This is a genomic window from Pseudomonas sp. R25(2017) (assembly GCF_002112565.1).
Lineage (GTDB): Bacteria > Pseudomonadota > Gammaproteobacteria > Pseudomonadales > Pseudomonadaceae > Aquipseudomonas > Aquipseudomonas ekonensis.
Genome location: NZ_NEHZ01000010.1, coordinates 145,259 through 169,771, shown reverse-complemented (window position 1 = coordinate 169,771; position 24,513 = coordinate 145,259). Strand labels below are relative to the sequence as shown.

The 24,513-nt window shown below is 67.3% G+C and carries 18 protein-coding genes; 12 read left to right on the top strand and 6 right to left on the bottom strand.

Going from position 1 to position 24,513, the window contains the following annotated elements; all coding sequences use genetic code 11:
- Positions 1–199: 199 nt before the first annotated feature.
- From CAG31_RS15265 to CAG31_RS15240, 6 genes are all read right to left on the bottom strand, one after another.
- Entirely contained in the window at positions 200–1,669 is a 1,470-nt protein-coding gene (locus tag CAG31_RS15265; RefSeq protein ID WP_085582498.1) for an efflux transporter outer membrane subunit, read from the bottom strand.
- A complete protein-coding gene (locus tag CAG31_RS15260; RefSeq protein WP_085582496.1) occupies positions 1,666–4,773 on the bottom strand; it encodes an efflux RND transporter permease subunit in 3,108 nt (1,035 codons plus the stop codon). The genes CAG31_RS15265 and CAG31_RS15260 overlap by 4 nt, the downstream gene beginning before the upstream one ends.
- A gap of 85 nt (positions 4,774–4,858) precedes the next feature.
- On the bottom strand, positions 4,859–7,957 hold the full coding sequence (locus CAG31_RS15255) for an MdtB/MuxB family multidrug efflux RND transporter permease subunit (RefSeq protein ID WP_085582494.1): 3,099 nt from the start codon (positions 7,955–7,957) through the stop codon (positions 4,859–4,861).
- Positions 7,954–9,261 (bottom strand): MdtA/MuxA family multidrug efflux RND transporter periplasmic adaptor subunit, encoded by a 1,308-nt coding sequence (locus tag CAG31_RS15250; RefSeq protein ID WP_085582492.1) that lies wholly within the window; start codon positions 9,259–9,261, stop codon positions 7,954–7,956. Before CAG31_RS15250 ends, CAG31_RS15255 begins: the two co-directional genes overlap by 4 nt.
- Positions 9,262–9,451: 190 nt before the next feature.
- Complete coding sequence (tpx, locus tag CAG31_RS15245; RefSeq protein WP_085582490.1) at positions 9,452–9,952, bottom strand: thiol peroxidase; 501 nt, start codon at positions 9,950–9,952, stop codon at positions 9,452–9,454.
- A 236-nt stretch (positions 9,953–10,188) separates the two neighbouring features.
- Positions 10,189–10,632: a polyketide cyclase gene (locus tag CAG31_RS15240; protein ID WP_085582488.1), complete on the bottom strand. Its 444-nt coding sequence runs from the start codon at positions 10,630–10,632 to the stop codon at positions 10,189–10,191.
- Positions 10,633–10,766: 134 nt separating this feature from the next.
- On the opposite strand from CAG31_RS15240, the gene CAG31_RS15235 reads away from it, so the two are divergent.
- The 12 genes from CAG31_RS15235 (at position 10,767) to CAG31_RS15180 (ending at position 24,510) form a co-directional block, all read left to right on the top strand.
- Positions 10,767–11,192, top strand: coding sequence for a YciI family protein (locus tag CAG31_RS15235; protein ID WP_085582486.1), 426 nt, complete (start codon positions 10,767–10,769; stop codon positions 11,190–11,192).
- Between the two features lie 197 nt (positions 11,193–11,389).
- Positions 11,390–11,614 (top strand): hypothetical protein, encoded by a 225-nt coding sequence (locus CAG31_RS15230; protein ID WP_085582484.1) that lies wholly within the window; start codon positions 11,390–11,392, stop codon positions 11,612–11,614.
- Positions 11,615–11,626: 12 nt separating this feature from the next.
- Positions 11,627–12,577: a transporter gene (locus CAG31_RS15225; protein ID WP_085582482.1), complete on the top strand. Its 951-nt coding sequence runs from the start codon at positions 11,627–11,629 to the stop codon at positions 12,575–12,577.
- A 54-nt stretch (positions 12,578–12,631) separates the two neighbouring features.
- Entirely contained in the window at positions 12,632–13,612 is a 981-nt protein-coding gene (locus CAG31_RS15220) for a MoxR family ATPase (RefSeq protein WP_085582480.1), read from the top strand.
- A gap of 8 nt (positions 13,613–13,620) precedes the next feature.
- Positions 13,621–14,559 carry a DUF58 domain-containing protein gene (locus CAG31_RS15215; RefSeq protein WP_085582478.1) on the top strand — a complete coding sequence of 313 codons (939 nt, stop codon included), beginning with the start codon at positions 13,621–13,623 and terminating at the stop codon, positions 14,557–14,559.
- Positions 14,556–15,149, top strand: a complete 594-nt coding sequence (locus CAG31_RS15210; protein ID WP_085582476.1) for a DUF4381 domain-containing protein — start codon at positions 14,556–14,558, stop codon at positions 15,147–15,149. Before CAG31_RS15215 ends, CAG31_RS15210 begins: the two co-directional genes overlap by 4 nt.
- Positions 15,136–16,128: a VWA domain-containing protein gene (locus CAG31_RS15205; RefSeq protein WP_085582475.1), complete on the top strand. Its 993-nt coding sequence runs from the start codon at positions 15,136–15,138 to the stop codon at positions 16,126–16,128. The genes CAG31_RS15210 and CAG31_RS15205 overlap by 14 nt, the downstream gene beginning before the upstream one ends.
- 1 nt (position 16,129) lies before the next feature.
- A complete protein-coding gene (locus CAG31_RS15200) occupies positions 16,130–17,710 on the top strand; it encodes a VWA domain-containing protein (RefSeq protein ID WP_085582472.1) in 1,581 nt (526 codons plus the stop codon).
- A gap of 8 nt (positions 17,711–17,718) precedes the next feature.
- Complete coding sequence (locus CAG31_RS15195) at positions 17,719–19,143, top strand: BatD family protein (RefSeq protein ID WP_085582470.1); 1,425 nt, start codon at positions 17,719–17,721, stop codon at positions 19,141–19,143.
- Positions 19,140–20,162: an HAD family phosphatase gene (locus CAG31_RS15190; protein ID WP_085582468.1), complete on the top strand. Its 1,023-nt coding sequence runs from the start codon at positions 19,140–19,142 to the stop codon at positions 20,160–20,162. The genes CAG31_RS15195 and CAG31_RS15190 overlap by 4 nt, the downstream gene beginning before the upstream one ends.
- A 64-nt stretch (positions 20,163–20,226) precedes the next feature.
- Positions 20,227–21,801 (top strand): arylsulfatase, encoded by a 1,575-nt coding sequence (locus CAG31_RS15185; protein WP_085582466.1) that lies wholly within the window; start codon positions 20,227–20,229, stop codon positions 21,799–21,801.
- Positions 21,802–22,008: 207 nt separating this feature from the next.
- Positions 22,009–24,510, top strand: a complete 2,502-nt coding sequence (locus CAG31_RS15180; RefSeq protein ID WP_085582464.1) for a fused MFS/spermidine synthase — start codon at positions 22,009–22,011, stop codon at positions 24,508–24,510.
- The last annotated feature ends 3 nt before the right edge of the window (positions 24,511–24,513 follow it).

The window sequence follows — 24,513 nt, the reverse complement described above, 5'->3', positions numbered from 1 at the left end:
GGGCAAATGCGCCGATTGTACTGATTGCGCGGAAGAACGCACTGACTAAGTAATCAATTGGCCATCAAGCCGATGAAACGCTTGTTTGATGAGTGTGAACGGCTCTGGAACGACGTTTGGGGGCTGACCGCGGCGAGGCAGTTTGCTCCCGCAGCAGCCCCCGAAAGTCTGTGAACGCCTTGGCGATCCACAAGCGCCCTCAGCGGCTGTCGCTCATCTCCAATTGACCGTCCCAACCGCCCCCGAGCGCCGCGATCAGTTGCACGCTGGCGATCAGGCGGCTCTGCAGCACGTTCAGCACGCTGCGCTCGTTGCTCAGCGCGGTGGCCTGGACCACCACCACGTCGATGTAGGCGATGAGGCCGGCCTTGTACTGGTTCTCGGTCAGGCGCAGGGAGTCCCGCGCCGCGTCGAGGGCTTCCTGGCGCACGCCCGCCTCGTTCTCGTACACCTTGAGCTGCACCAGGTAGTTCTCCACCTCGCGGAAGGCGTCCAGCACCGTCTGCCGGTACTTGGCCACAGTCTGGTCGTATACGGCCTCAGTGCGGTCGACCTCCGCCGAGCGGCGGCCGCCGTCGAAGAGCGGCAGGTTGAGCTTGGGGCCCACCGACCAGAAGCGGTTCGGCAGGCTGATCAGGTCCCTGGACGTACTGCTGCTGTAGCCGCCGCTCAGGCTCAGGGTCAGGTCCGGGTAATAGGCGGCCTTCGCCACGCCGATGTTGGCGTTGGCGGCCATCACCGAGCGTTCGGCCGAGGCGATGTCCGGGCGCCGCTCCAGCAGTTGCGACGGCAGGCTCAACGGAATCTGCGGCAGTTTCGGGATGTCCTGGGTCTCGGCCAGCTTGAACTGCGCCGGCGGCTGGCCGGTCAGCACCGCGATGGCGTTCTCGAACTGCGCCCGCTGCCAGATCAGATCCACCAGATCGGCCTGGGTGGTCTTCAGCTGCGTCTGGGCCTGGGCCACCGCGTCACGCCCGGAGACGCCGGCGTTGTACTGGTTCATGGTCATCTTGAGCGAGCGCTCGTAGGCCGCCACGGTCGACTCCAGCAAACGCTTCTGCTGATCGATCACCCGCAGTTGCAGGTAGTTCTGCACCAGTTCCGACTGCTGGCTCAGGCGCATCGCCGCAAGGTCCGCAAAGCTGGCTTGGGCGCTGGCCTCGTCGGCCTCCAGCCCACGGCGCAGCTTGCCCCAGATGTCGGCCTCCCAGCTCACGCCCAATTGGGTGTTGTAGGTATCGCGGATGCCGCTGGAGGAACTGCTCAGGCTTGAACTGCTGCTCCCGGTGCCTTGGCTGGAGCGGGTCTTGCCGGCGCTGAGGTCGATGCTCGGGTAGAACGCGCCGCGCGCGTCACGCACCAGGGCCTGGGCCTGGCGGTACTGGGCTTCGGACTGGGCGACGGTCTGGTTGGCGCTGTTGAGCTTCTCGATCAGTTCGTTGAGCTGGCGGTCGCCGTACAGCTCCCACCAGGCGCCGCGGGCCAGCGAGTCGCTGGGGCTGGCCTGGCGCCAGCCCTCGGCTTCCTTGTACTGGGCGATCTCGGCGGTCTGCGGGCGCTGGTAGTCCGGGCCGACGGCGCAGGCGCTGAGCATCGCCACGCACAGCGACAGGCTCAGCAGACGCGAGCCGCGGACGGTGGCCAGTTGGATAAGCGAACGGTCAGTCATAGCGGAGTTTCCAGAGCGGCATCGGTGCGCACGCCACGCCATTTATTGAAGCGGTGGCGCAGCTTGTCGAGATAGAGGTAGACCACCGGGGTGGTGTAAAGGGTCAGCACCTGGCTGAAGACCAGCCCGCCGATGATCGTCAGGCCCAGCGGCTGGCGCATTTCGGCGCCTTCGGCCCGGCTGAGCAGCAGCGGCAAGGCGCCGAGGATCGCCGCCAGCGTGGTCATCAGGATCGGCCGCAGGCGTTGCAGGCAGGCGCTGCGGATCGATTCCAGCGGCGACAGGCCGTCATGGCGCTCCAGTTGCAGCGCCAGGTCGATCATCAGGATCGCGTTCTTCTTCACCACGCCGATCAGCAGGAACAGCCCGAGCAGCGAAATCAGGCTGAACTCGCCGCCCAGCGCGTAGATCGACAGCAACGCGCCGACCCCGGCCGACGGCAGCGTGGACAGGATGGTCAGCGGGTGGATGTAGCTTTCGTACAGCACGCCCAGCACCAGGTACACCGCCAGCAGCGCACCGAGGATCATGAACGGCTGGCTCTTCTGGGTGGCGGCAAAGGCGTCGGCAGTGCCGGCCACCTTCACGATCACGTCTTCCGGCAGGCCGACCTTGGCGATGGCCCGCTCGATGGCGGCGGTGCCCTGCTCCACCGTCACGCCTTCGGCCATGTCGAAGGAAATGCTTTCGGAGGCGAACTGGCCTTCATGACTGACCCGGTCGTCTTCCAGGCTGCTTTCGTAGTGGGCGATGGTCGACAGCGGCACCCGTGCGCCGTCGGCGGTGATGACCTGCACCTGGTTGAGCGTCACCGGATCCTGGGCGTACTTCGGATTGACTTCCATCACCACCCGGTACTGGTTGAGGCTGTCGTAGATGGTGGAGATCTGCCGCTGGCTGTAGGCGTTGTTGAGCACGGCGGTGACCATGTCCATGTCGATGCCCAGGCGCTTGGCCTGGTCGCGGTCGACGATCAGCGTCACCTGCTGCGCCCCGCGGCCCTCGCGGGCGTCGATGGCGGTCAGTTCCGGCAAGGCCCGCAGCGCCGTGACCACTTTCGGATACCACTCGCGCAGCGCACCCAGATCGCCGCTCTGCAGGATGTAGGAATACTGCGAGGTGGTCTGTTCGCGGCCGCCGCCGAACTGCAGGTCCTGGTCGGCCATCAGCATCAGTTGCGCACCGGCGACCTTGGGCATTTCCTTGCGCAGGCGCTCGATGACCTTCTGCGCCGACAGGTTGCGCTCCTTGATCGGCTTCAGGCGCACGAGCATGAACGCGTTGTTGGTGCCGTTGCTGCCGCCGATGAAGCCGGCGACGCTCTCCACCGCCTCGTCCTTGAGCACCGCCCGACGGAAGATCTCCATCTTGGGCTGCATCACGCTGAACGACAGGCCGTCGTCGCCGCGCACGAAACCGATCAGTTGGCCGGTGTCCTGCTGCGGCATGAAGGTCTTGGGCACCACCACGTACAGCGCGACGTTGACGCCGACGGTGACGATCAGGCTCAACAGCGTCAGGCGCCGGTGGCGCAGCACCCAGTCGAGGCTGGTGGCGTACTTGCCGACCATCCAGTCGTTGGTGCGCCGGCTCCAGCGCTGCAGGCGGTTCTCCTGCCCCGGCACATGGGGCTTGAGCCAGCGGGCGCAGAGCATCGGCGTGAGGGTCAGGGACACCACCAGGGAAACGACGATGGCCGCCGCCAACGTGATGGAGAACTCACGGAACAGGCTTTCGATGATCCCGCCCATGAACAGGATCGACAGGAACACCGCGACCAGCGACACGTTCATCGACAGCAGGGTGAAGCCGACTTCCTTGGCCCCCAGGTACGCCGCCCGCATCGGCTTGATGCCTTCGTCGATGTGCCGGGAAATGTTCTCCAGCACCACGATGGCGTCGTCCACCACCAGCCCGGTGGCGAGGATCAGCGCCATCAGCGACAGGTTGTTCAACGAGAAGCCGTACAGGTACATCACCGCGAAGGTGCCCACCAGCGACACCGGGACCGCCAGGGTCGGGATCAACGAGGCGCGGAAATTGCCCAGGAACAGGAACACCACCAGGATCACCAGCGCCACGGCGATCAGCAGGGTCATCTCGGCCTCGTGCAGGGTCGCCTTGATCACCGGCGAGCGGTCCATCGCCAGGTTGAGTTTGACGCTGGCCGGCAGCACCGCCTGCAACGCCGGCAGTTGGGCCTTGATCTCGTTGACCGTCTCGATGATGTTGGCCCCGGCCTGGCGGTTGATCACCAGCAGCACCGCCGCGTCATCGTTGAAGAACCCGCTGTTGTAGCGGTCCTCGACGCCGTCGCTGACCTTGGCCACGTCCTTGAGGCGCAGGGCCGCGCCGTCGGCGTAGTGGATGATCAGCGACTCGTAGTCCTTGGCCTTCTCCAACTGATCGTTGGCCTGGATCTGCCACAGGCGCTGGCCGTCTTCGACCGAGCCCTTGGGCCGGCGCACGTTGGCCCCGTCGATGGTCTTGCGCACGTCGTCCAGGGACACGCCGTACTGGTTCAGGGCCTGGGGCTCGAGCTCGACGCGCACCGCCGGCAGGGAACTGCCGCCGATCTGCACCTCGCCCACGCCCTGCACCTGGGACAGGCTCTGGGACAGGATGGTCGAGGCCAGGTCGTAGAGCTGACCCTTCTCCAGCACGTCGGAGGTCAGCGACAGCACCATGATCGGCGCCTGGGACGGGTTGACCTTCTTGTAGGTCGGCATGCTGCGCATCCCGCTGGGCAGCAGGTTGCGCGAGGCGTTGATCGCCGCCTGCACTTCCCGCGCCGCGCCGTTGATGTCGCGGTCGAGGTCGAACTGCAGGATGACCCGGGTCGAGCCCTGGCTGGAGCGGCTGCTCATGGTGTTGACGCCGGCGATGGCGCCGAACGAGCGCTCCAGCGGCGTGGCCACCGTCGAGGCCATGACCTCGGGGCTGGCGCCGGGCAGGCTGGCCTGCACCACGATCACCGGGAAGTCCATCTGCGGCAGCGGCGACACCGGCAGCAGGCCGAAGCTCACGCCGCCCAGCAGCATGATCGCCAGGCTCAGCAGCATGGTCGCCACGGGGCGCTTGATGAATGGGCCGGACAGGTTCATCGGCCTGCGCTCCCGGCGCCGGTGCCGAACCTCACGGCCCCTTCGCGGGCAAGCCCGCTCCCACTGGGTTTGCGGTTGGACAGGCTCACACCGCCACCTCTTCTTCGGTTGCGGACTTGCCGAAGCGACGCCCCAACCGGTCGAAGTACAGGTAGATCACCGGTGTGGTGAACAACGTCAGCACTTGGCTGGCCAGCAGGCCGCCGACCATCACCAGGCCCAGCGGTTGGCGCAGCTCGGCGCCGGAGCCGGTGGCCAGCATCAGCGGCACCGCACCGAACAGCGCGGCCAGGGTGGTCATCAGGATCGGCCGGAAGCGCAGCAGCGCCGCCTGGTAGATCGCCTGCTCGGGCGCCATGCCCTGATGGCGTTCGGCGTCGAGGGCGAAGTCGATCATCATGATCGCGTTCTTCTTGACGATGCCGATCAGCAGGATGATGCCGATGATCGCGATCATGCCCAGGTCGTTGCCGCTGAGCAGCAGCGCCAGCAAGGCGCCGACCGCCGCCGACGGCAGGGTCGAGAGGATCGTGACCGGGTGGATGTAGCTCTCGTACAGCACGCCCAGCACGATGTACATGGTCACCACGGCCGCCAGGATCAGCAGCAAGGTGCTCGACAACGAGGCCTGGAACGCCTCGGCCGCGCCCTGGAAGCGGGTCTGCACGCCCAGCGGCATGCCGATGTCCTTCTGCACCTGCTCGATGATGTCGACCGCCTGCCCCAGCGCCACGCCCGGCGCCAGGTTGAACGACATCATCACCGCCGGGAACTGGCCGATGTGGGTGATCGCCAGTTGCGCCTGGCGTTCCTCGACACGGGCCAGGCTCGACAGGCGCACCTGGGCCCCGTCGGTGGTCTTGACGTGGATCTGGTCCAGCGCCTGCGGGCCGATCTTCTCCCCGGCCTGGGCCTGGAGCACCACGCGGTACTGGCTGGCCTGGGTGTAGATGGTGGAGATCTGCCGCTGGCCGAAGGCGTCGTACAGCGCGTCGGTGATGTTCGACACCGACACGCCCAGGCGCGAGGCCGCGTCGCGGTCGATCACCAGGTACACCTGCAGGCCCTTGTCCTGCAGGTCGCTGGCGACGTCGGTCAGCTCCGGGCGCTGGGCCAGGGCATCGACCAGGCGCTTGCTCCACAGGCTCAGCAGGTCGGCGTCCGGCGAGGACATGCTGAACTGGTACTGCGTGCGGCTGACCCGGTCTTCGATGGTCAGGTCCTGCACCGGCTGCATGAACAGGCGGATGCCCACCAGTTTGTCCACCTGGGGCTGCAGCCGGGCGATCACGTCGGCGGCGCTCAGGTCACGTTCGCGGTGCGGCTTGAGGTTGATCAGCAGGCGGCCGCTGTTGAGCGTGGCGTTGTCGCCGTCCACGCCGATGTAGGACGACAGGCTTTCCACCGCCGGGTCGTCGAGGATCACCTTGGCCAGCGCCTGCTGGCGCTCGCCCATGGCGGCGAAGGAAATCGACTGCGGCGCCTCGGAAATGCCCTGGATCACCCCGGTGTCCTGCACCGGGAAGAACCCCTTGGGCACCGCCATGTACAGGAACACGGTCAGCGCCAGGGTGCCGACAGCCACCAGCAGCGTCAGCGGCTGGTGCCGGAGCACCCACTGCAGCATCCGGCCGTAGACGGCGATCATCCAGTCGATGAATTCGCCGCTGGCCCGGTAGAAGCGGCCCTGCTCGTGGGCCTCCGGCTCGCGCTTGAGCAGGCGGGCGCACATCATCGGCGTCAGGGTCAGCGACACCACGAGGGAAATCAGGATGGCCACGGCCAGGGTGATGGCGAACTCGCGGAACAGCCGGCCGACCACATCGGCCATGAACAGCAGCGGAATCAGCACGGCGATCAGCGACAGGGTCAGGGAGATCAAGGTGAAGCCGATCTGCTTGGCGCCCTTGAGCGCGGCCTGCATCGGGCTGTCGCCTTCCTCGATGAACCGGGCGATGTTCTCCAGCATCACGATCGCGTCGTCCACCACGAAACCGGTGGCGATGGTCAGGGCCATCAGGGTCAGGTTGTTCACCGAGAACCCGGCCAGGTACATCACGCCGAAGGTGCCGATCAGCGACAGCGGCACCGCCACCGACGGGATCACCGTGGCGCTGGCCCGGCGCAGGAACAGGAACGTCACCATCACCACCAGGGCGATGGCGATCAGCAGTTCGTGCTGCACGTCGGTGACCGAGGCGCGGATGGTCTGGGTGCGGTCGGTGAGCACGGTGACCTCAAGGCCCGCCGGCAGGTTGTCGGTGATGCTCGGCAGCAGCGCCTTGATCCGGTCGACCACCTCGATCACGTTGGCGCCGGGCTGGCGCTGGATGTTGAGCAGCACAGCCTGGTTCTGGTTGGCCCAGGCGGCCAGCCGTTCGTTTTCGGCGCCGTCGACGATCTGCGCGACGTCCTTGAGCCGCAGCGGCGCGCCGTTCTTGTAGGCCAGGATCAGGTTGGCGTAGTCCTCGGGGGACTTGAGCTGGTCGTTGGCGTCGAGCATCGACACCCGGGTCGGGCCGTCGAAGTTGCCCTTGGGCTGGTTGACGTTGGACGCGCCGATCAGGGTGCGCACGTCCGACAGGTTCAGGCTGTTGGCCGCGAGTGCCTCGGGGTTGACCTTGATCCGCACCGCCTGGCGCTGGCCGCCGGCGATGCTGACCATGCCGACGCCGCTGATCTGGGCGATCTTCTGCGCCATGCGCGTGTCGACCAGGTCGTTGAGCTTGGGCAGCAGCATGGTCTTGGAGGTGATGGCCAGGGTCAGCACCGGGGTGTCCGCCGGGTTGACCTTGTTGTACACCGGCGGCGCCGGCAGGTCGCTCGGCAACAGGTTGGTGGCGGCGTTGATCGCGGCCTGCACCTGCTGTTCGGCGACGTCCATGTTGATGTCGAGGCTGAAGCGCAGGGTCAGCACCGAGGCGCCGCCGGAACTGGTGGAAGCCATCTGCGTCAGGCCGGGCATCTGCCCGAACTGGCGCTCCAGCGGTGCGGTCACGGCGCTGGTCATCACGTCGGGGCTGGCGCCGGGGTACAGGGTCATGACCCGGATGGTCGGATAGTCGACCTGAGGCAGGGCCGACACCGGCAGCAAGCGGTAAGCGATCAGGCCGGCCAGAACGATGGCCAGCATGCTGAGGGTGGTGGCGACCGGGCGAAGGATGAACAGCCGTGAGATGTTCATGCGCCCCTCTTGGCCTTGTCGCCGGCGGGCGCTTCAGGGGCGCCGGACGCGGACTTGCCCTGCAGGTGCCCGGTCGGGGTGGCCGGCACGTCCTGGCTGTCGTTGACCACTTCCACCTCGCTGCCTTCCTTCAGGCGGTCGGTGCCTTCCAGCACGACGCGGTCGCCGGGCGCCAGGCCTTCGGTGACCACGGTGTTGTCGCCGTCGCTGGCGCCGATCTTCAACTGACGCAGAGTGACCTTCTTGTCCCCGTCCATGGCATAGACGAAGGTGCCGTTGGTGCCGAACTGGATCGCCGCCGACGGGGCCAGCAGCACGCCCTTGAGGGTGTCGGCCAGCAGGTGGACGTTGACAAACTGGTTGGGGAACAGCGACTGGTCGCGGTTGTCGTAGCGCGCCTTGAACTTGAGGGTGCCGGTGGCCACGTCGATCTGGTTGTCCAGGCTCTGCAGCACGCCGGTGGCCTGCAGGCGGGTGTCGCCGCGGTCCCAGGCCTCGGCCGGCAGCTTGGCGCCGCTGCGGTAGCGGGCGAGCACGGTGTCGAGGCTGTTTTCCGGCAAGGTGAAGGCGACGCTGATCGGTTGGGTCTGGGTGATCACCGCCAGGGCCGTGGTGTCGTTGGCCGCCACCAGGTTGCCGACGTCGAGCTGACGCAGGCCGACGCGGCCGGCGATCGGCGCGCGGATCTTGGTGAATTCGAGATTGAGCTTGGCGTCGTTGACCGCCGCCTGATTGGTCTTGACCGTGCCCAGGTACTGGCCGACCAGCGCCTCGGCGGTGTCCAGGGTCTGCTTGGCGATGCTGTCTTCCTTGTACAGGCCGCGGTAGCGCTCGACATCGACCTGGGCGTTCTTCAGCTGCGCCTGGTTCTGCAGCAGGGTGCCCTCGGCCTGGAGCAAGGCGTTCTGGTACGGGCGCGGGTCGATTTCAGCCAGCAAGTCGCCGGCCTTGACCATCTGCCCCTCTTCGAACCAGATCTTCACCACCTCGCCGCCGACCCGGCTGCGCACGTTGATGGTGTTGAGCGCGGTCACCGTGCCGAGCGCCTTGTAGTACAGCGGGAAATCCCCCTTGACCACCGGCGCGACACGCACCGGCACCGGCCCCGAGCCGCCGCCGAACCCCGGACGCATCATCCCCGAACGGCCGGTGTGGCCGGCCTGGGCCTTCTCGCCGCCCTCCTTGTGGGCGGTGCCGGCGGGCCAGAATTTCCAGCACAGGCCGGCGACGGCCACCAACACAAGCAGGCTGAGCAGCCAGCGACGGGAATGACGGGGGGACGATTGCATGGAGTGATTGACCATAGGGCGCGTGGGCTTCTGTTACGGGAGGCTGAACGATAAGCACTGGTGGGGATTAAGCAAAGCGGCTTTACCGGCAATTTACCTTCAACTTACGTTTCAAGGTGTGAGCCAAGAGACTGATACACAAATGAAAACGGCCTGGACAGGGCCAGGCCGTTAACAATTGTAAAAGCGGTGTTCGAAGCGTGGGTTACTTCAGGACAGCCAGGGCCGCTTCGTAGTTTGGCTCATCGGCGATTTCGCCGACCAGTTCACTGTGCAGCACCTTGTCGTTCTCGTCCAGCACCACGACGGCGCGGGCGGTCAGGCCTTTGAGCGGGCCTTCGGCGATGGCAACGCCGTAGTTCTGGATGAACTCGGCACCGCGCAGGGTCGACAGGTTCTTCACATTGGTCAGACCTTCAGCGCCGCAGAAGCGAGCCTGGGCAAATGGCAGGTCAGCCGAGATGCACAGCACCACGGTGTTGGCGATGTCGTTGGCCTGGGCGTTGAACTTGCGTACCGAGGTGGCGCAGGTCGGGGTGTCGACGCTCGGGAAGATGTTCAGCACTTTGCGCTTGCCGGCGAAGTTCGACAGGGAAACGTCGGCCAGCCCTTCGCCTACCAGAGAAAAGGCGGGCGCCTGGGAACCGGCTTGCGGCAACTGGCCGTCGACTTGAACCGGGTTGCCTTTGAGGGTGACTTGAGCCATGAACGGAATCCTTCTGAACGTATTGAATGTTTTGTTGGACAGCATGCAAGAGGCCGAAGTTAACCACGAAATGCGCCGGCGACCTATGCCCGGACTGAAATTGTCATGTTTCGGCACACAAAACTGGATACAACTGCCCCCATTCATCTGTAGGAGCGAGCCTGCTCGCGATGTCCGACCGCCACCGTCGCAGTGACCGATCCGGCTCCATCGCGAGCAGGCTCGCGCCTACAGGGCTATGCGAGCAACCGCAGCATGTTGCGGTGCCGCGCCTCGAAGATCCGCCGCATGTAGCCGTTCACCAGCAGGCGTTCGCTGAAGGCGCCGCCGATGGCCGAGTAGGTCACCCGGTCGGTGTACAGCGTACCGCCCTCGCCCGGCGCCACCCGGTGTTCGTGGCGGAAGGCGCGCAACGGCCCCTTGAGCATTTCATCGACGAAATGGCTGTCCCCGGCCTCGCGGATGGTCACCGTCCAGTCCGACGGGATGAGGTTGAACATCCAGTGGCGAAAGCGAAACTGCCGCCCGGCCTCGATCCGCAGGTCGTTCAGGTCGATGTCGCCCAACGGCGCGATGCGTTCGGGAAAGATCTTCGGGAAATTGACGCCTTCCAGGCAGAAGTCCAGCACCTGCGACGGCGTACGGCCGGGAATCAGGGTGGTGAGTTCCAGAACGGGCATGGCGGAGGGTTCCTTGGATGGGCCGGCATTTGTCAAAACGCAGGCGGGCATCTTTTATTTAGCGACGTTGTCGATTCCGGCCCCCGGCGTTCGACTAAGTGGCAAATATCCCACCCCCAGCGGAGATTCACACCATGCGATTCATGATCATCGTCAAAGCCAGCCAGGACTCCGAAGCCGGCGTCATGCCCAGCGAAGAGCTGCTCACCGCCATGGGCAACTACAACGAGGAGTTGGCCAAGGCCGGGATCCTGGTCTCGGCCGACGGCCTGCACCCCAGCAGCAAGGGCGCTCGGGTGCGTTTCTCCGGCGAGAAGCGCACGGTGATCGACGGCCCCTTCGCCGAAACCAAGGAGCTGATCGCCGGCTACTGGATCTGGGAGGTGAAATCCCGGGACGAAGCCATCGAATGGGTCAAGCGCTGCCCCAACCCGATGCCGGGCACCGACGCCGAAATCGAGATCCGCCAGGTGTTCAGCGCCGAGGACTTCGGCGCCGAGTTCACCCCCGAACTGCGCGAGCAGGAAGAGCGCATCCGCGAACAGGCGAAAAAGCACTGAACCCTTCAGGGCGGGGGCGCCGTCCCCTGCCCTTGCCCGACGTCTCCCCTCCCAAAGAATTAATCCCTGCGACTGGATAACCCCTCATTTGCTGCTAGCGTCAACAGACACTATCCACCGGCGTGAATGGAAAAGGTTCACATCGCTGCACCCAGGAATTCCGTGCCTTCCAGTACGCCACCAGGGAATCGGGAACTATGTCGAAGACAGTGGAAATCTTCGCCTTGCTGTCGACGCCTTCGCCAGCGGCCGCTGCGTGCGGCCGGCCTGGGCTGGCCCTCAGGCTCGCCGGCTACGGCCTGATGCTCACGTTCGTCAGTTGCGGCGTCGGCGCCCGTGACTTCACCGCCGGTTCCCAGGCCGCTCCGCACGTCGCCACCGCTGAACGCACCGCTCCCTCCACGACCCTTCCACACCCCTGAGCGGAGCCGTCCATGGCCAAACCCTGCGTCGTGCGCCCGCTGCTGGCGCTGTGCATGTTCTGCCCGGCGATGGCCTGGTCGGTCGAGGGCGGCGTCGGCCGCCCCATCACCAGCCAGCAGGTGTTCTCCAACGCCGGGGTGGTGCCGCCCGCGCCCGGCTGGGTCATGTCGCTGACCAGCATCTGGTACGACGGCGACATCAAGGGCAGCCGCGGCGCGCCGATCTCCGGCGCGGTCAGTGCCGGGATCGACATGAAAGTCTCCTACACCCTGGCCAACCTCACCCACGTCTGGGACACCGGCCAGGGCCGCTGGAACTATGCCTCGGCCATCGGCGTGCCGGTGCAGTACACCGACGTCACCGCCAGCGTCACCGGCCCGCGCGGACGCACCCTCGGCACGGGCGATGCCGCCACCCAGTTCGCCGATGCGCTGGTGACGCCGATCGCCGCCGGCTATCACTTCGACGAACTCAACCACATCGCCTTTTCCCTGCCGGTCTACGTGCCCACCGGGGCCTACGACAAAGACCGGCTCGCCAACGCCGGGCAGAACACCTACACCTTCATGCCCACCGTGGCCTTCACCCACCTGGACGGCAAGGGCGGCGAGTTCACCGTCTCAAGCGGGCTGGAGTTCTACACCCGCAACGACGCCACCGACTACCGCAACGGCACCCTCTTCACCCTCGATGCGATGTGGACGCACGGCTTGGGCAACGGCTGGAACGCCGGGCTGGCAGCCGGTTACGTGCAGCAGATCAGCGACGACAAGGGCGACACCGCCGACACGCTCAACGGCTTTCGCGGGCGCTCCGTGGGCGCCGGCCCCGTGGTCGGCTGGCGCGGCAAGTTCGCCGACGCCCAGGCCAGCGTCAACGCCCGCTGGGTGCCGGAGTTTGACACCAAGAACCGTCCGGAGGGCAACGGCGTCGCGGTCAACCTGACGCTGGCGTTTTTCTAGTTCCGCCGGGCGGTGCCGGTTTTTGTACGATGTCCTGAGTTAAGGAAACGCCTCATGACTGCACTGACTGACCTCAACGCGCTGCAAGCGAACATGGCCGAAGCGGTGCTCGGCCAGGACCGGGTGATCCGCCAGATCCTGCTCGGCCTGCTCGCCAACGGTCATCTGCTGCTGGAAAGCCTGCCGGGGCTGGCCAAGACCCGCACGGTCAAGGCGCTGTCCCGGCACCTGGACGCGAAGATGAGCCGCATTCAGTTCACCCCGGACCTGTTGCCCTCGGACATCACCGGCGCCGAAGTGCTGCACCAGGTCGAGGGCCGCAACGAGATCCGCTTCCAGCCGGGGCCGCTGTTCGGCAACCTGATCCTCGCCGACGAGATCAACCGCGCCCCGGCCAAGGTGCAGGCCGCCCTGCTCGAAGCCATGGAGGAACGGCAGATCACCGTGGCCGGCAACAGCCATGCGCTGCCGGATCTGTTCATCGTGGTGGCCACCCAGAACCCCATCGAACAGGAAGGCACCTACCCGCTGCCGGAAGCGCAGATGGACCGGTTCCTGATGAAGGTGCTGCTGGACTACCCCAGCGCCGAGGACGAAAGCCAGGTGCTGCGCCTGCTGCGCGCCGAGGAGTCCGCCCAGGTCGCGAACGCCTGCCCGGCCAACGGTTTCAACCTGGCCCAGGAGGTGATCTTCGCCGCCCGCCGGGAAGTCAGCGCGGTGCACGTCTCCCCGGCGATCGACCGTTACCTGATCGACCTGATCAACGCCACCCGCCATCCCGCCGACTACGACGAAGACCTGGGCCGCTGGATCGCCATCGGCGCCAGCCCCCGGGGCGGCATCGGCCTGGACCGTTGCGCCCGGGCCGACGCCTGGCTGCAGGGCCAGGACTTCGTGTCGCCGGACAATGTGCGCGCCGTGCTGCACCCGGTGCTGCGCCACCGTCTGCAGTTGAGCTACGACGCGGTGGCCGACGGCGTCAGCGCCGATCAGGTGCTCGACCGGATCCTCGACCGCGTGGCGATTCCCGCCTGAGGTGACCTATGGACAGCAGCGACGGACGGGTCTACGTGTCGCTGGCGCAACTGATGGCGCTGGAGTTTCAGGCCCGTGGCCTGAGCTTTCCGGCCCGCCAGCCGCGCAGCAGCATCCTGTCCGGCAGCCATGCCTCGCGCCTGCGCGGGCGCGGCCTGAACTTCGATGAGTTGCGCCGCTACCAACCCGGCGACGACCTGCGCCACCTGGACTGGCGCGCCTCCTTGCGCACCGGCAGACCGGTGGTGCGCACCTTCACCGAGGAGCGCGACCGGCCGGCGCTGATCGTGGTCGATCAGCGCATGTCGATGTTCTTCGGCTCCCGCCGCAGCTTCAAGTCCGCCCTCGCCGCCGAACTCGGCGCGCTGGCGGCGTGGATGGTGTTTCACGCCGGCGACCGGGTCGGCGGGCTGGTGTTCAACGACCGCTCAATCGAAACCGTCGCACCGTTGCGCAGCCGCCAGCGGGTGCAAGCGCTGTGCAGCCGCATGGTCGAGCAGAACAACGCCCTCAATGCCGGCAATCCGGACGCCGAGGACGAGGATCAGTTGGACAAGGCTTTGCTGCGCTGCCTGGCGCTGGCCGGCCACGACCATCTGATCTGCATCGTCAGCGACTTCGCCGGGGCCGGCGACCGCACCCTGCAACGGCTGCGGCAACTGGCGGCGCACAACGATGTGATTGCCTTGCAGGTCTACGACCCGATGGCCCTGAAGCTGCCGGACCGGGGCCGGTTGCGGGTGACCCAAGGCCGCTTGCAGGTGGAGCTGGCCGTCGGGCAACGCCACGTTCACCAGCCGCTGGAGGATTTCTTCAGCGGCCGGCTCAAGGATGTCGCCGACCTGCTGCGGCGCAGCCAGGTGCCGCTGATGATGTTCAGCACCGCCGAAGAGGCGTCTGTGCAGTTGCGCAGCGAACTCGGCAAATCCGCCGGCCCGCGGCCATGAATCCGAACGTGCCGGACATCGCCCAGCTCAAGGAGCTGGGCCTGCCCGCGCCGGTCAGCTATGCGCCGCAGACCTGGGGCTGGTGGGCGTTGTTGGCGCTGCTGCTGGCGGCCACGGCCCTGATCGGCTTTCGCCGTTACCGGCAGTGGCAGCGCAACCGCTACCGTCGCGAAGCGCTGCTGCGCCTGGCGCAACTGCGCAGCCGCAGCGACGACCTGCGCGCCTTGCGCGAACTGCCGGAGCTGCTCAAGCGCGTCGCCCTCTCCATGCCCGCTCCCGCCCGCAAAACCCACCTTGCGGGAGCGGGCTTGCCCGGGAAGAGGCCGGTACATTCGGCATCGGTGTTGTCTGAGCGGACGCCTTCGCGGGCAAGCCCGCTCCCACAGGGGCCTGCGGCGCTGGGCGACCGTGAATGGCAGCGTTTTCTGGAGCAGCATTGCGCCAGTCCGCTCCCCCCTGACTTCAGCCACCGCCTGGGCCAGCTCGCCTACGCCCCGGACACGGTGCTGCAAGCCCTCCCCGAGGCGCAGCGGCAAACGCTGTTCGACCTCTGCCAGACCTGGGTGGAGCGTCATCATGTGGCAGCTTGACTACCCTTGGCTATTGCTTGCGCTGCCGCTGCCGTGGCTGGCCTACCGCTGGCTGCCGCCCTACCGCGAAGCCCGCAGCGCGGTGCGTGTGCCCTTCTTCGGCGCCCTGAGCCGCGCCGTGGGCCAGAGGCCCGACACCGCCGGCAGCCGCCGCAACCGCGCACAACTGGCCCTCAATGTCGTGGTGTGGGGGTTGCTCCTGCTCGCCGCCACCCGCCCGGTCTACGTGGAATCCCCCCTCGAACGCCGTCAGCCGGTGCGCGACCTGATGCTGGCCATCGACCTCTCGCAGTCGATGGAAACCGAAGACTTCACCGATCCCGAAGGCCGCAAGACCAATCGCTTGGCGGCGGTCAAAGACGTGGTGCGCGGCTTCATCGACAAGCGCAAGGACGACCGCCTGGGCCTGATCGTGTTCGGCAGCGGCGCCTACCCCCAGGCCCCGCTGACCCTCGACCACGCCAGCCTGTCGCTGCTGCTGGACGACACCGGCATCGGCATGGCCGGCCCCAACACCGCCATCGGCGACGCCATCGGCCTGAGCCTGAAACTGCTGGAGCAGGCCCACGAACAGGAGAAAGTGCTGATCCTGCTCACCGACGGCAACGACACCAGCAGCGCCATCACCCCGAACCATGCCGCCGAGATGGCGGCGGACAAAGGTGTAGTGATCCATACCATCGGCATCGGCGATCCGGACGCGTCCGGGGAAGCCAAGGTCAATCTGCGCAGCCTGGAACAGATCGCCAAGACCACCGGCGGCCGGTTCTTCCGCGCCGAGGACCGCGCAGCCCTGGATGAGGTCTACGACACCCTGGACCGCCTCACCCCGCATCAGGTGAAGACCCTCAGCCACCGGCCGAAACGGGCGCTGTTCCAGTGGCCGCTGGGTGCGGCGCTCGCGCTGCTGGCGGTGTATCACCTCGGTGCGGCGCTGCGGCCACGGTTGGCGCTGCTGCACCAGCGGCAGGAGGCTTGAGATGGAATTGAGCCTGGGCGACTTCCATTTCCTGCGGCCCTGGTGGCTGGCGCTGGCGGCGGCCGGGGCGCTGTCGCCGTGGCTCTGGCGACGCGGCCGGGATCTGCAGCGGCGCCTGCGCGGCGACATCGCCGAACACCTGCTGACGCATCTGCTGGTGACCCCGAGCGACCGCCAACGCTGGCGGCCGGTGCACCTGCTGTGCGCCCTGTCGGTGCTCGGCGGTGTGGCGGCGGCCGGCCCGACGTGGGAACAGGACCGGCCCGACTTTCTGGAGAACCGCGCGCCGCTGATCGTGGCGGTGGACCTGTCCCCGTCGATGGACGCCAGCGACGTACCGCCCACCCGCCTGGAGGCGACCAAGCACAAGCTGCACGACCTGATCCAGCGCCGCACCGGGGCCCGTACCGCCCTGATCGCCTATGCCGGCAGCGCCCATCTGGTGTTGCCGCCCACGGACGATCCGGCCTTGCTCGACACGTTTATCCAGGCCCTGGGCACCGGCCTGATCGACAAACCGGGCAAAGACGTCCTCGCGGTGATCGGCCAGGCCAAACGCCTGCTCGACGCCGAGAAATCTCCCGGCAGCCTCTTGCTCATCACCGACGGCGCCGACCGCGCGCAGTTCGACAGCCTCGGCAAAGCGCTGCAGGGCAGCGACCTGCAAGTGTTGGTGTTGGCGGTCGGCAACGAGGACGGCGGAATCATCCGCAACACCGACGGCCAGCCCCGTGCCGATGCCGCCGGGCGCCCGGCGCTGGGCCGGTTCGAGCAGGCGGCGATCGAACAGTTGGCCTCGGCGGTCGACGGGCCGCTGGGCAGCCTGAGGCCGGACGATGACGACCTGGACTGGATCGAACTGCACGCCCGCCAGCATTTTCGCAGCGCCAGCGCCGAACAGCGCGACCTGCGCTGGAAGGACGCCGGCTACTGGCTGTGCTGGCCGTTGCTGCTGCTTGCGCTGGTCAATGTGCGCAAGGGCTGGAGCGTGAACTGGATGCCCGCCGTGCTGCTGACGGCCGCGGTCGGCTGGCCCTCGGCTCCGGCGCAGGCCAACGGCTTGACCGATGCCTTCTTCACCCGCGACCAGCAGGGACGCTGGGCCTTCGAGCACCAGCACTATCCGCAGGCCGCCGCGCTGTTCACCGATCCGTACTGGAAAGGCATCGCCGCCTACCATGCCGCCGACTACGATCTGGCCCTGGCGACCTTCGCGCGGCTGGACACGCCTGAAGCGTATTTCTACCTGGGCAACATCCATGTGCGCCGCTTCAAGTTCGACCAGGCGATCGCCGCCTACACCCTGGCCCTGAAACGACAACCGCAGTTCCCCGAAGCCAGCGCCAACCTGGCCCTGGCCATCGCCTTGCAGAAGGACACAGAAAGCGCCGACCAGAACACGCCGCAGACTCCACCCGACGAGGTGAAGTTCGACAAGACCCTGGGCAAGGGCGAGAGCAAACCGGTCGCCACGCAACAGGCGACGTCCGATGCGCTGTGGCTGCAGAACCTCACCACGTCCCCGGCAAAGTTCCTCAGGCAGAAGTTCAGCCTGCAGGATCAAGCGCAGGCCCGGCCATGAACCTTGCCATGAACCCTGTGGGAGCCAGCCTGCTGGCGATGGCGCCCGTGAAGACACCACCGGCGTCCGACCTTCGCAATGCGCCCACCTGTGGGAGCGGGCTGGCCCGCGATGAGGCCCGCCCATCCACCGCCAGGTTCTGCACCCTGCTCGCGCTCGCGCTGTTCTGCCTCAATGCCCTCGCCGACCCGCAACTCAAAATCCAGGCCCGCCTCCTGCCCGCCGACGGTGCCTTGGTCGGCGGGCAGGTGGCGCTGCAACTGGACGTGCTCACCGACACCTGGTTCACCGGCGCCCCGACCCTGCCCGAGCTCAAGCTCGACGGCGCCCGGGTGCTGCCGCCGGACGGCCAGGCCGACCACCTGAACCAGACCCTCGACGGCCAGGCGTTCACCGGCATGCGGTTCACCTACCTGATCACCCCGACCGCCGCAGGCGGCTTCGACATCCCGGCCTTGACCGTGCGCGCCACACCCGGCCAGGCCACGGCCGAACTGAGCGGCCAAAGCCAGCCGCTGCATTTCGAAGCGGCAACCCCGCCGGGCTTCCTTCCGGGGGAAACGCCGCTGGTGGCCTCGGCCCTGCGCCTGAGCCAATCCGTCGACAAACCAGACACCCCGCTCAAGATCGGCGACAGCCTCACCCGGCGGTTGACCCTGCAGGCCGACGACACCCTGGCCATGACCCTGCCGCCGCCTGAACTGGGCGAAGTCGCCGGGCTGAGCCGGTACCCGCAGCCCCCACAGGTCAGCGACCTCGACGACGGCCGCGGCCATCGGCTGGGCGGGCAACGGATCGATGCCGTCAGCTACCGCATCGACACGGCCGGCACGCACACCCTGCCCGCCGTAGTGGTGAAGTGGTGGGACAGCGGCACCCGGCAGATGCGCACGGCGCAGGTTCCGGCGGTGACTTTCGAGGCCGGCGCCGACAGCGCCTATCGACCCGTGTTCTCCATCGCCGAGGATCTGCGGCGGCTGGGCGAAGGTCGTTTGTCTGTCTCCACACGCTGGCTCGGCTGGCTGGCGGCGCTCGGTGCGTTGATCGGCCTGGGCGCGCTCGCCCGCCCTGCGCTGCTGCGCGCTTACCGTGGCTGGCAGGCTCGCCGGCAGGCACGGCAACTCGCCTGGCGGCAATCGGCCGACTGCGCCTGGCAACAGATCAGACCGCAGCTCGAACACCGGCCGGCGCAGTTGAGCGCGCTGTACCTGTGGCTGCGCCGCTGCCGTGGCGGACTGAAACTGGCCAGCGCCAGCCCCGGCCTGCAAGCGGTGCTGCGCGGCTGCTACGGCCGCGAACCTGCCGTAGATCCGGCGCTGGACCGACTGCGCCGATCCTTGGCTACCCTGCATAGTCAGGCTGACCGACAGGGGGCCGGACCGGCGCCGGCCCTGCGCCCGCTCAACCCCGTTCACGAGAAGGATTTCCCATGAATGCCCCGGTGCTGCACCGCCAGCGATTCGGCCTGGCCCTGATCTTCGCTCTGCTGCTCCCGTTGTCGGCACCCGCCAGCGAACCCTTGCCCTCGTGGAACGAAGGGCCGGCCAAGCGCGGCATCATCGAGTTCGTGCAAGCGGTGACGGACCGGTCCAGCAAGGACTTCGTCAAACCCGCCGAACGCATCGCCGTGTTCGACAACGACGGCACGCTGTGGAGCGAGCAGCCGGCGTATTTCGAGCTGCTGTTCGCCTTCGACGAGGTCAAGCGCACCGCCGCGCAGCACCCGCAATGGAAGACCACCCAACCGTTCAAGGCCGTGCTGGAGAACGACCACCAGGCGCTGGCCGCAGCGGGCATGGACGGCCTGCTGAAGATCTTCGCCGCCACCCACACCGGCATGACCGCCGAGGCCTTCGACGACAACGCCAGAACCTGGCTGAGCCAGGCCCGCCACCCCAGGACCGGCAAGCCCTACACCGAGATGATCTTCCAGCCGATGCTGGAGATGCTCGACTACCTGCGCAGCCAGGACTTCAAGACCTACATTGTGTCCGGCGGCGAAACCGCCTTCATGCGCGCCTTCGCCGAAACGGTGTACGGCGTCCCGCCGGAGCAGGTCATCGGCACTACGTTCGTGACCGCGTTCGAATACAAGGACGGCCGGGCCTCGATCCTGCGCACGCCCAAGCTTGCGCACAACGACGACGGGCCGGGCAAGCCGGTGAGCATCGACGCCGTCATCGGCCGCCGGCCCATCCTCGCGTTCGGCAACTCCGACGGCGACCTGCAGATGCTGCAGTGGACCGCCGCCAGCCCCGGCAAGCGCCTCATGGGCCTGGTGCACCACACCGACGCCAAGCGCGAATGGGCCTACGACCGAAAGTCCGACATCGGCCGGCTGGACAAGGCCCTCGACGAAGCGAATTCCCGTGGCTGGATCGTGGTGGACATGGCCGCCGACTGGCGCCGGATCTACCCGTTCGATCCGCCCGTGCCCGAGCAAACGCAGTGAGCCACGCAAGACCGCAACAAACGCTTGTCGCACCACCCACCCCCGCGCAAAAGGAGCAAGTCACATGACTCGCATACGCAAGTGGATACCGAGGCTCGCCCTGGTGGCGACATCGGTGATGGCGCTGTCGGCAACCGCCGCAGCGGCGGACAAACCCAACATCCTGGTGATCTTCGGCGACGACATCGGCCAGACCAACATCAGTGCCTACTCGATGGGCGTGGTCGGCTACAAGACGCCGAACATCGACCGCATCGCCAAGGAAGGCATGCTGTTCACCGACTACTACGCGGAAAACAGCTGCACCGCCGGCCGCTCGACCTTCATCACCGGCCAGTCGGCCCTGCGCACCGGCCTGTCCAAGGTCGGCATGCCGGGCGTGCCGGTCGGCCTGCAGGCCAGGGACGTGACCATCGCCCAGGCCCTCAAGGCCCACGGCTACGCCACCGGCCAGTTCGGCAAGAACCACCTGGGCGACAAGGACGAGTACCTGCCCACCAACCACGGCTTCGACGAGTTCTTCGGCAACCTCTATCACCTCAACGCCGAGGAGGAGCCTGAGCGCCCCTACTGGCCGAAGGATGACGCCGATTTCGTCAAGGCCGCGTCCCCCCGTGGCGTGATCCACAGCTTCGCCGACGGCAAGATCGAAGACACCGGCGCGCTGAACAAGAAACGCATGGAAACCATCGACGACGAAACCACCGCCGCCGCCCAGGCGTTCATCGAGAAGCAGGCCAAGGCGGACAAGCCGTTCTTCGTCTGGATGAACACCACCCGCATGCACGCCTTCACCCATGTGCGCGAGTCCATGCAGGGGCAAAGCGGCATGCCCGGCAACGAGTACGCCGACGGCATGCTCGAACATGACGGCGACGTGGGCAAGCTGCTCAAGACCCTGGACGACCTGAAGATCGCCGACAACACGATCGTGGTCTACACCACCGACAACGGGCCCAACCAATGGTCGTGGCCGGACGCGGCGACCACCCCGTTCCGCAACGAGAAGAACTCCAACTGGGAAGGCGCCTACCGGGTGCCGGCGATGATCCGCTGGCCGGGCAAGGTCAAGGCCGGCGAAGTGTCGACGCAGATGGTCTCCGGCCTGGACTGGTTCCCCACCCTGCTGGCCGCCGTCGGCGACACCGACATCAAGGAACGCTTGCTTAAAGGCGCCGACGTCGGCGGGAAGAACTTCAAGGTGCACCTGGACGGTTTCAACCAGCTCGACTACCTGACCGGCAAGACCGACAAGAGCGCCCGCACCGAGTTCTACTACTTCAACGACGACGGCGAACTGGTGAGCATGCGCTACGACAACTGGAAGATCGTGTTCTGCGAACAGCGCGCCCCCGGCGGGTTCAAGGTCTGGAGCGAACCGTTCACCTGCCTGCGTGTGCCGAAGATCTTCAACCTGCGCATGGATCCGTACGAACGCGCCGACGTCGTGTCGGACCAGTACTACGACTGGCTGGCGAAGAACGACTACCTGCTGTTCGACGCCATCCGCCGTTCCGCCGCGTTCCTGCAGACCTTCGTCGAGTACCCGCCGAGCCAACGCCCGGCGAGCTTCAGCATCGACCAGATTCGTGAGGAGGTGGACAAGAAAATCGCCGAGAAAATGAAGGCCACCAAGTAACAACGCCGGACTGCCGCCCGCCCGTTGCGGCGGGCGGCCCCCATTCGTTGGAGACCGCGTCGGCGCCCTTCGCCAGCAGGCTGGCTCCCACAGAAGTTTCGGGTGAATGCAGCCTCTGTGTTCACCGCAAAACCCTGTGGGAGCGGGCTTGCCCGCGATGAGGCCCGCGCAGTCACCGAGACTTCCAAACCCGATCAAGGCCCGCGCATGCCCACACGCACCGCCAGCAAGACCCCGACCCTCGCCGTCGCCCGCGCCCCCGCGCTGTCGATCCCGGCCTTGCTGCTGTGCCTCTCCGGCGCCGCCGCCCTGGTGTACCAGGTGCTGTGGATCAAGCAGCTGTCCCTGGTGGTCGGCGTCGAGGTCTTCGCCATCACCCTCGGCATCAGCGCCTTCTTCGCCGGCCTGGCACTGGGCGGATGGGCCTTCGGACGCTGGGCGGACCGCCTGCCCGCCCCCGTGCCGCTGTACGCCGGGCTCGAAGTGCTGGTGGCCGTGACCGGCGTCGCCGCCACCTTCGCGCTTAGCCTGAGCGCCCCGGCCTTCGCCTGGCTGCAGCAGCACATTGGCCTGGCGGCCTGGCTGTTGCCGTTCGCCCTGGTCGGCCTGCCGGCGGTGCTGATGGGCGGCACCCTGCCGGTGCTGGTGCGGGCGCTGGCGGCGGATCCGGGCAAGGCCGGTGGCCAGTTGTATGCGGCCAACACCCTGGGCGCGATTGTCGGCACCCTGCTCGCCGCGTTCGTGCTGATCGCCGCCCTCGGTGTGCGCGGCAGCGCGTGGGCGGCGGCGATGCTCAACCTGCTGGCCGCCGCCGGTGCGCTGGGATGGCAACGCCGCTGCCCGGTGCCGGACGAAGCGCCGGCCAAATCCCATGCAAGCAAGGTCGTCCCGGATCGCACCGCCCTGTGGCTGTATGGCGTCGCCGGCGGCGTGGCGCTGGGGTATGAGGTGGTCTGGTCGCAGTCGATCGTGCCGTTCATGAGCACCCGCACCTATGCCTTCGCCGTGGTCCTGGCCACCTACCTGAGCGGCCTGTTCCTGGGCAGCGCCCTGCTCGCCCGCCGGGTGGAGCGCATCCGCGATCCGTGGGGCGCATTCGGTCTGCTGATCACCGGCGCCGGGCTGCTGGCGCTGCTGGAGTTCGCCGTGCTGGGCCGCTGGCTGGTGATCGCGCAAGGCCAGGCCGAAGTCTGGCTGCTGGCCCTGGGCGCCAGCGAACTGGCCGGCATGAGCGCACGCTTTGCGGTGGCCGCGGTGAGCATCGTGTTCGTGCCGACCCTGTTGCTGGGGGCGGCGTTTCCGTTGGCGCTACGCCTGAGCGTCGGCCCCGGCCACGTCGGCCGGGACGTCGGCGCGGTGGTGGCGTTCAACACGCTGGGCGGGATCGTCGGGGCGATGCTCTGCGGTTTTGCGCTGATCCCGTGGCTGGGGCTGATCCGCACGCTGGGGCTGCTGGCCGTGGTGGCGGCCGCCGTGGGCTGGCTGGCGGTGCGCAAGGGGCACCACGTCAAGAAAGGCCGGCGCCAGGCTGTGGCCGCTCTGGGGCTGGTGTCCGTCGCGCTGGCCCTGCTGATCCCCGCCGACAGGCTCGCGGCGCTGCTGCCCGGTGCGCGCAACGGCACGCTGGCGTTCTATGAGGAAGGCCGGGGCGGCACGGTGGCCGTGGTCACCCAGGGCCAAGGTCAGAACGCGTTCCGGCGCCTGTACATTCAAGGCGTGTCCAACACCGGCGATGCCATGCCGTCGCTGCGCTATATGCGGATCCAGGCGTTGCTGCCGTTGCTGATCCACAACGGCGAACCGCGCTCGGCGCTGGTGATCGGCTTCGGCACGGGCATCACCGCCGGCGCGCTGCTGCGCTATCCGGGGCTTGAGCACCGGGTCGTCGCGGAACTGCTGCCGTCGGTGCTCAAGGCGGCGCCGTTGTTCAAGGGCAACTTCAATGCCGCCGCCGATCCCGGCGTCGAAGTGCGCCTGCGCGACGGCCGCCAGGAACTGCTGCGCAGCCCGCAGACCTACGACCTGATCACCCTCGAACCGCCGCCGCCCTCCGCCGCCGGAGTGGTCAACCTGTATTCCCGGGACTTCTACCGACTGGCCGCCAGTCGCCTCGAACGCAAAGGCCTGGTCGCCCAATGGCTGCCGTTGCCGACCCAGAACATCGACGACACTCGTTCCCTGGTGCGCAGCTTCCTCGACGTGTTTCCCCACGCCACGCTATGGACCAGCGAGTTCCATGAAATGCTCTTGGTGGGTTCCCTCGAACCGATCGCCCTGGACGCGGCGACCATCACCCGGCGCCTCGAACAGGACAGCGTGCGCAGCGCGTTGCAGGAGGTGGGCATCGGCTCGGCGCCGGCGTTGCTGGCGACCTGGGTCACCGACCGCGCCGGGCTCGAACGCTTTGCCGCCGACGCGCCGGCGGTGACCGACGACCGCCCCCGGATCGAATACGCACCGTGGGTGCGCGCCAAGGAGATCAGCCGGGTGCTGCCGGCGCTGCTGGATCTGCACGTCGAGCCGCCGCTGGTGAACGCCGACGCCGGATTCGACACCCGCCTGCAAGTGCACCGCCAGCGCCTGATGCAGTTCTACCGGGCGAGCCTGCACGCCTACGACGGCGACCGCGAGGCGTGGGGCCGGGATATCCGGGAGGTCATGCAGGGCGATGGCGGGAACCCTTACTTCCGCTGGTTCACCGGGCAGTGAGGC

Excerpts from the sequence above, each read along its gene's own strand:
- CAG31_RS15265 (WP_085582498.1), bottom strand. The coding sequence starts at position 1,669 with ATGACTGACCGTTCGCTTATCCAACTGGCCACCGTCCGCGGCTCGCGT.
- CAG31_RS15260 (WP_085582496.1), bottom strand. The coding sequence starts at position 4,773 with ATGAACCTGTCCGGCCCATTCATCAAGCGCCCCGTGGCGACCATGCTG.
- CAG31_RS15255 (WP_085582494.1), bottom strand. The coding sequence starts at position 7,957 with ATGAACATCTCACGGCTGTTCATCCTTCGCCCGGTCGCCACCACCCTC.
- CAG31_RS15250 (WP_085582492.1), bottom strand. The coding sequence starts at position 9,261 with ATGGTCAATCACTCCATGCAATCGTCCCCCCGTCATTCCCGTCGCTGG.
- tpx (WP_085582490.1), bottom strand. The coding sequence starts at position 9,952 with ATGGCTCAAGTCACCCTCAAAGGCAACCCGGTTCAAGTCGACGGCCAG.
- CAG31_RS15240 (WP_085582488.1), bottom strand. The coding sequence starts at position 10,632 with ATGCCCGTTCTGGAACTCACCACCCTGATTCCCGGCCGTACGCCGTCG.
- CAG31_RS15235 (WP_085582486.1), top strand. The coding sequence starts at position 10,767 with ATGCGATTCATGATCATCGTCAAAGCCAGCCAGGACTCCGAAGCCGGC.
- CAG31_RS15230 (WP_085582484.1), top strand. The coding sequence starts at position 11,390 with ATGTCGAAGACAGTGGAAATCTTCGCCTTGCTGTCGACGCCTTCGCCA.
- CAG31_RS15225 (WP_085582482.1), top strand. The coding sequence starts at position 11,627 with ATGGCCAAACCCTGCGTCGTGCGCCCGCTGCTGGCGCTGTGCATGTTC.
- CAG31_RS15220 (WP_085582480.1), top strand. The coding sequence starts at position 12,632 with ATGACTGCACTGACTGACCTCAACGCGCTGCAAGCGAACATGGCCGAA.
- CAG31_RS15215 (WP_085582478.1), top strand. The coding sequence starts at position 13,621 with ATGGACAGCAGCGACGGACGGGTCTACGTGTCGCTGGCGCAACTGATG.
- CAG31_RS15210 (WP_085582476.1), top strand. The coding sequence starts at position 14,556 with ATGAATCCGAACGTGCCGGACATCGCCCAGCTCAAGGAGCTGGGCCTG.
- CAG31_RS15205 (WP_085582475.1), top strand. The coding sequence starts at position 15,136 with ATGTGGCAGCTTGACTACCCTTGGCTATTGCTTGCGCTGCCGCTGCCG.
- CAG31_RS15200 (WP_085582472.1), top strand. The coding sequence starts at position 16,130 with ATGGAATTGAGCCTGGGCGACTTCCATTTCCTGCGGCCCTGGTGGCTG.
- CAG31_RS15195 (WP_085582470.1), top strand. The coding sequence starts at position 17,719 with ATGAACCCTGTGGGAGCCAGCCTGCTGGCGATGGCGCCCGTGAAGACA.
- CAG31_RS15190 (WP_085582468.1), top strand. The coding sequence starts at position 19,140 with ATGAATGCCCCGGTGCTGCACCGCCAGCGATTCGGCCTGGCCCTGATC.
- CAG31_RS15185 (WP_085582466.1), top strand. The coding sequence starts at position 20,227 with ATGACTCGCATACGCAAGTGGATACCGAGGCTCGCCCTGGTGGCGACA.
- CAG31_RS15180 (WP_085582464.1), top strand. The coding sequence starts at position 22,009 with ATGCCCACACGCACCGCCAGCAAGACCCCGACCCTCGCCGTCGCCCGC.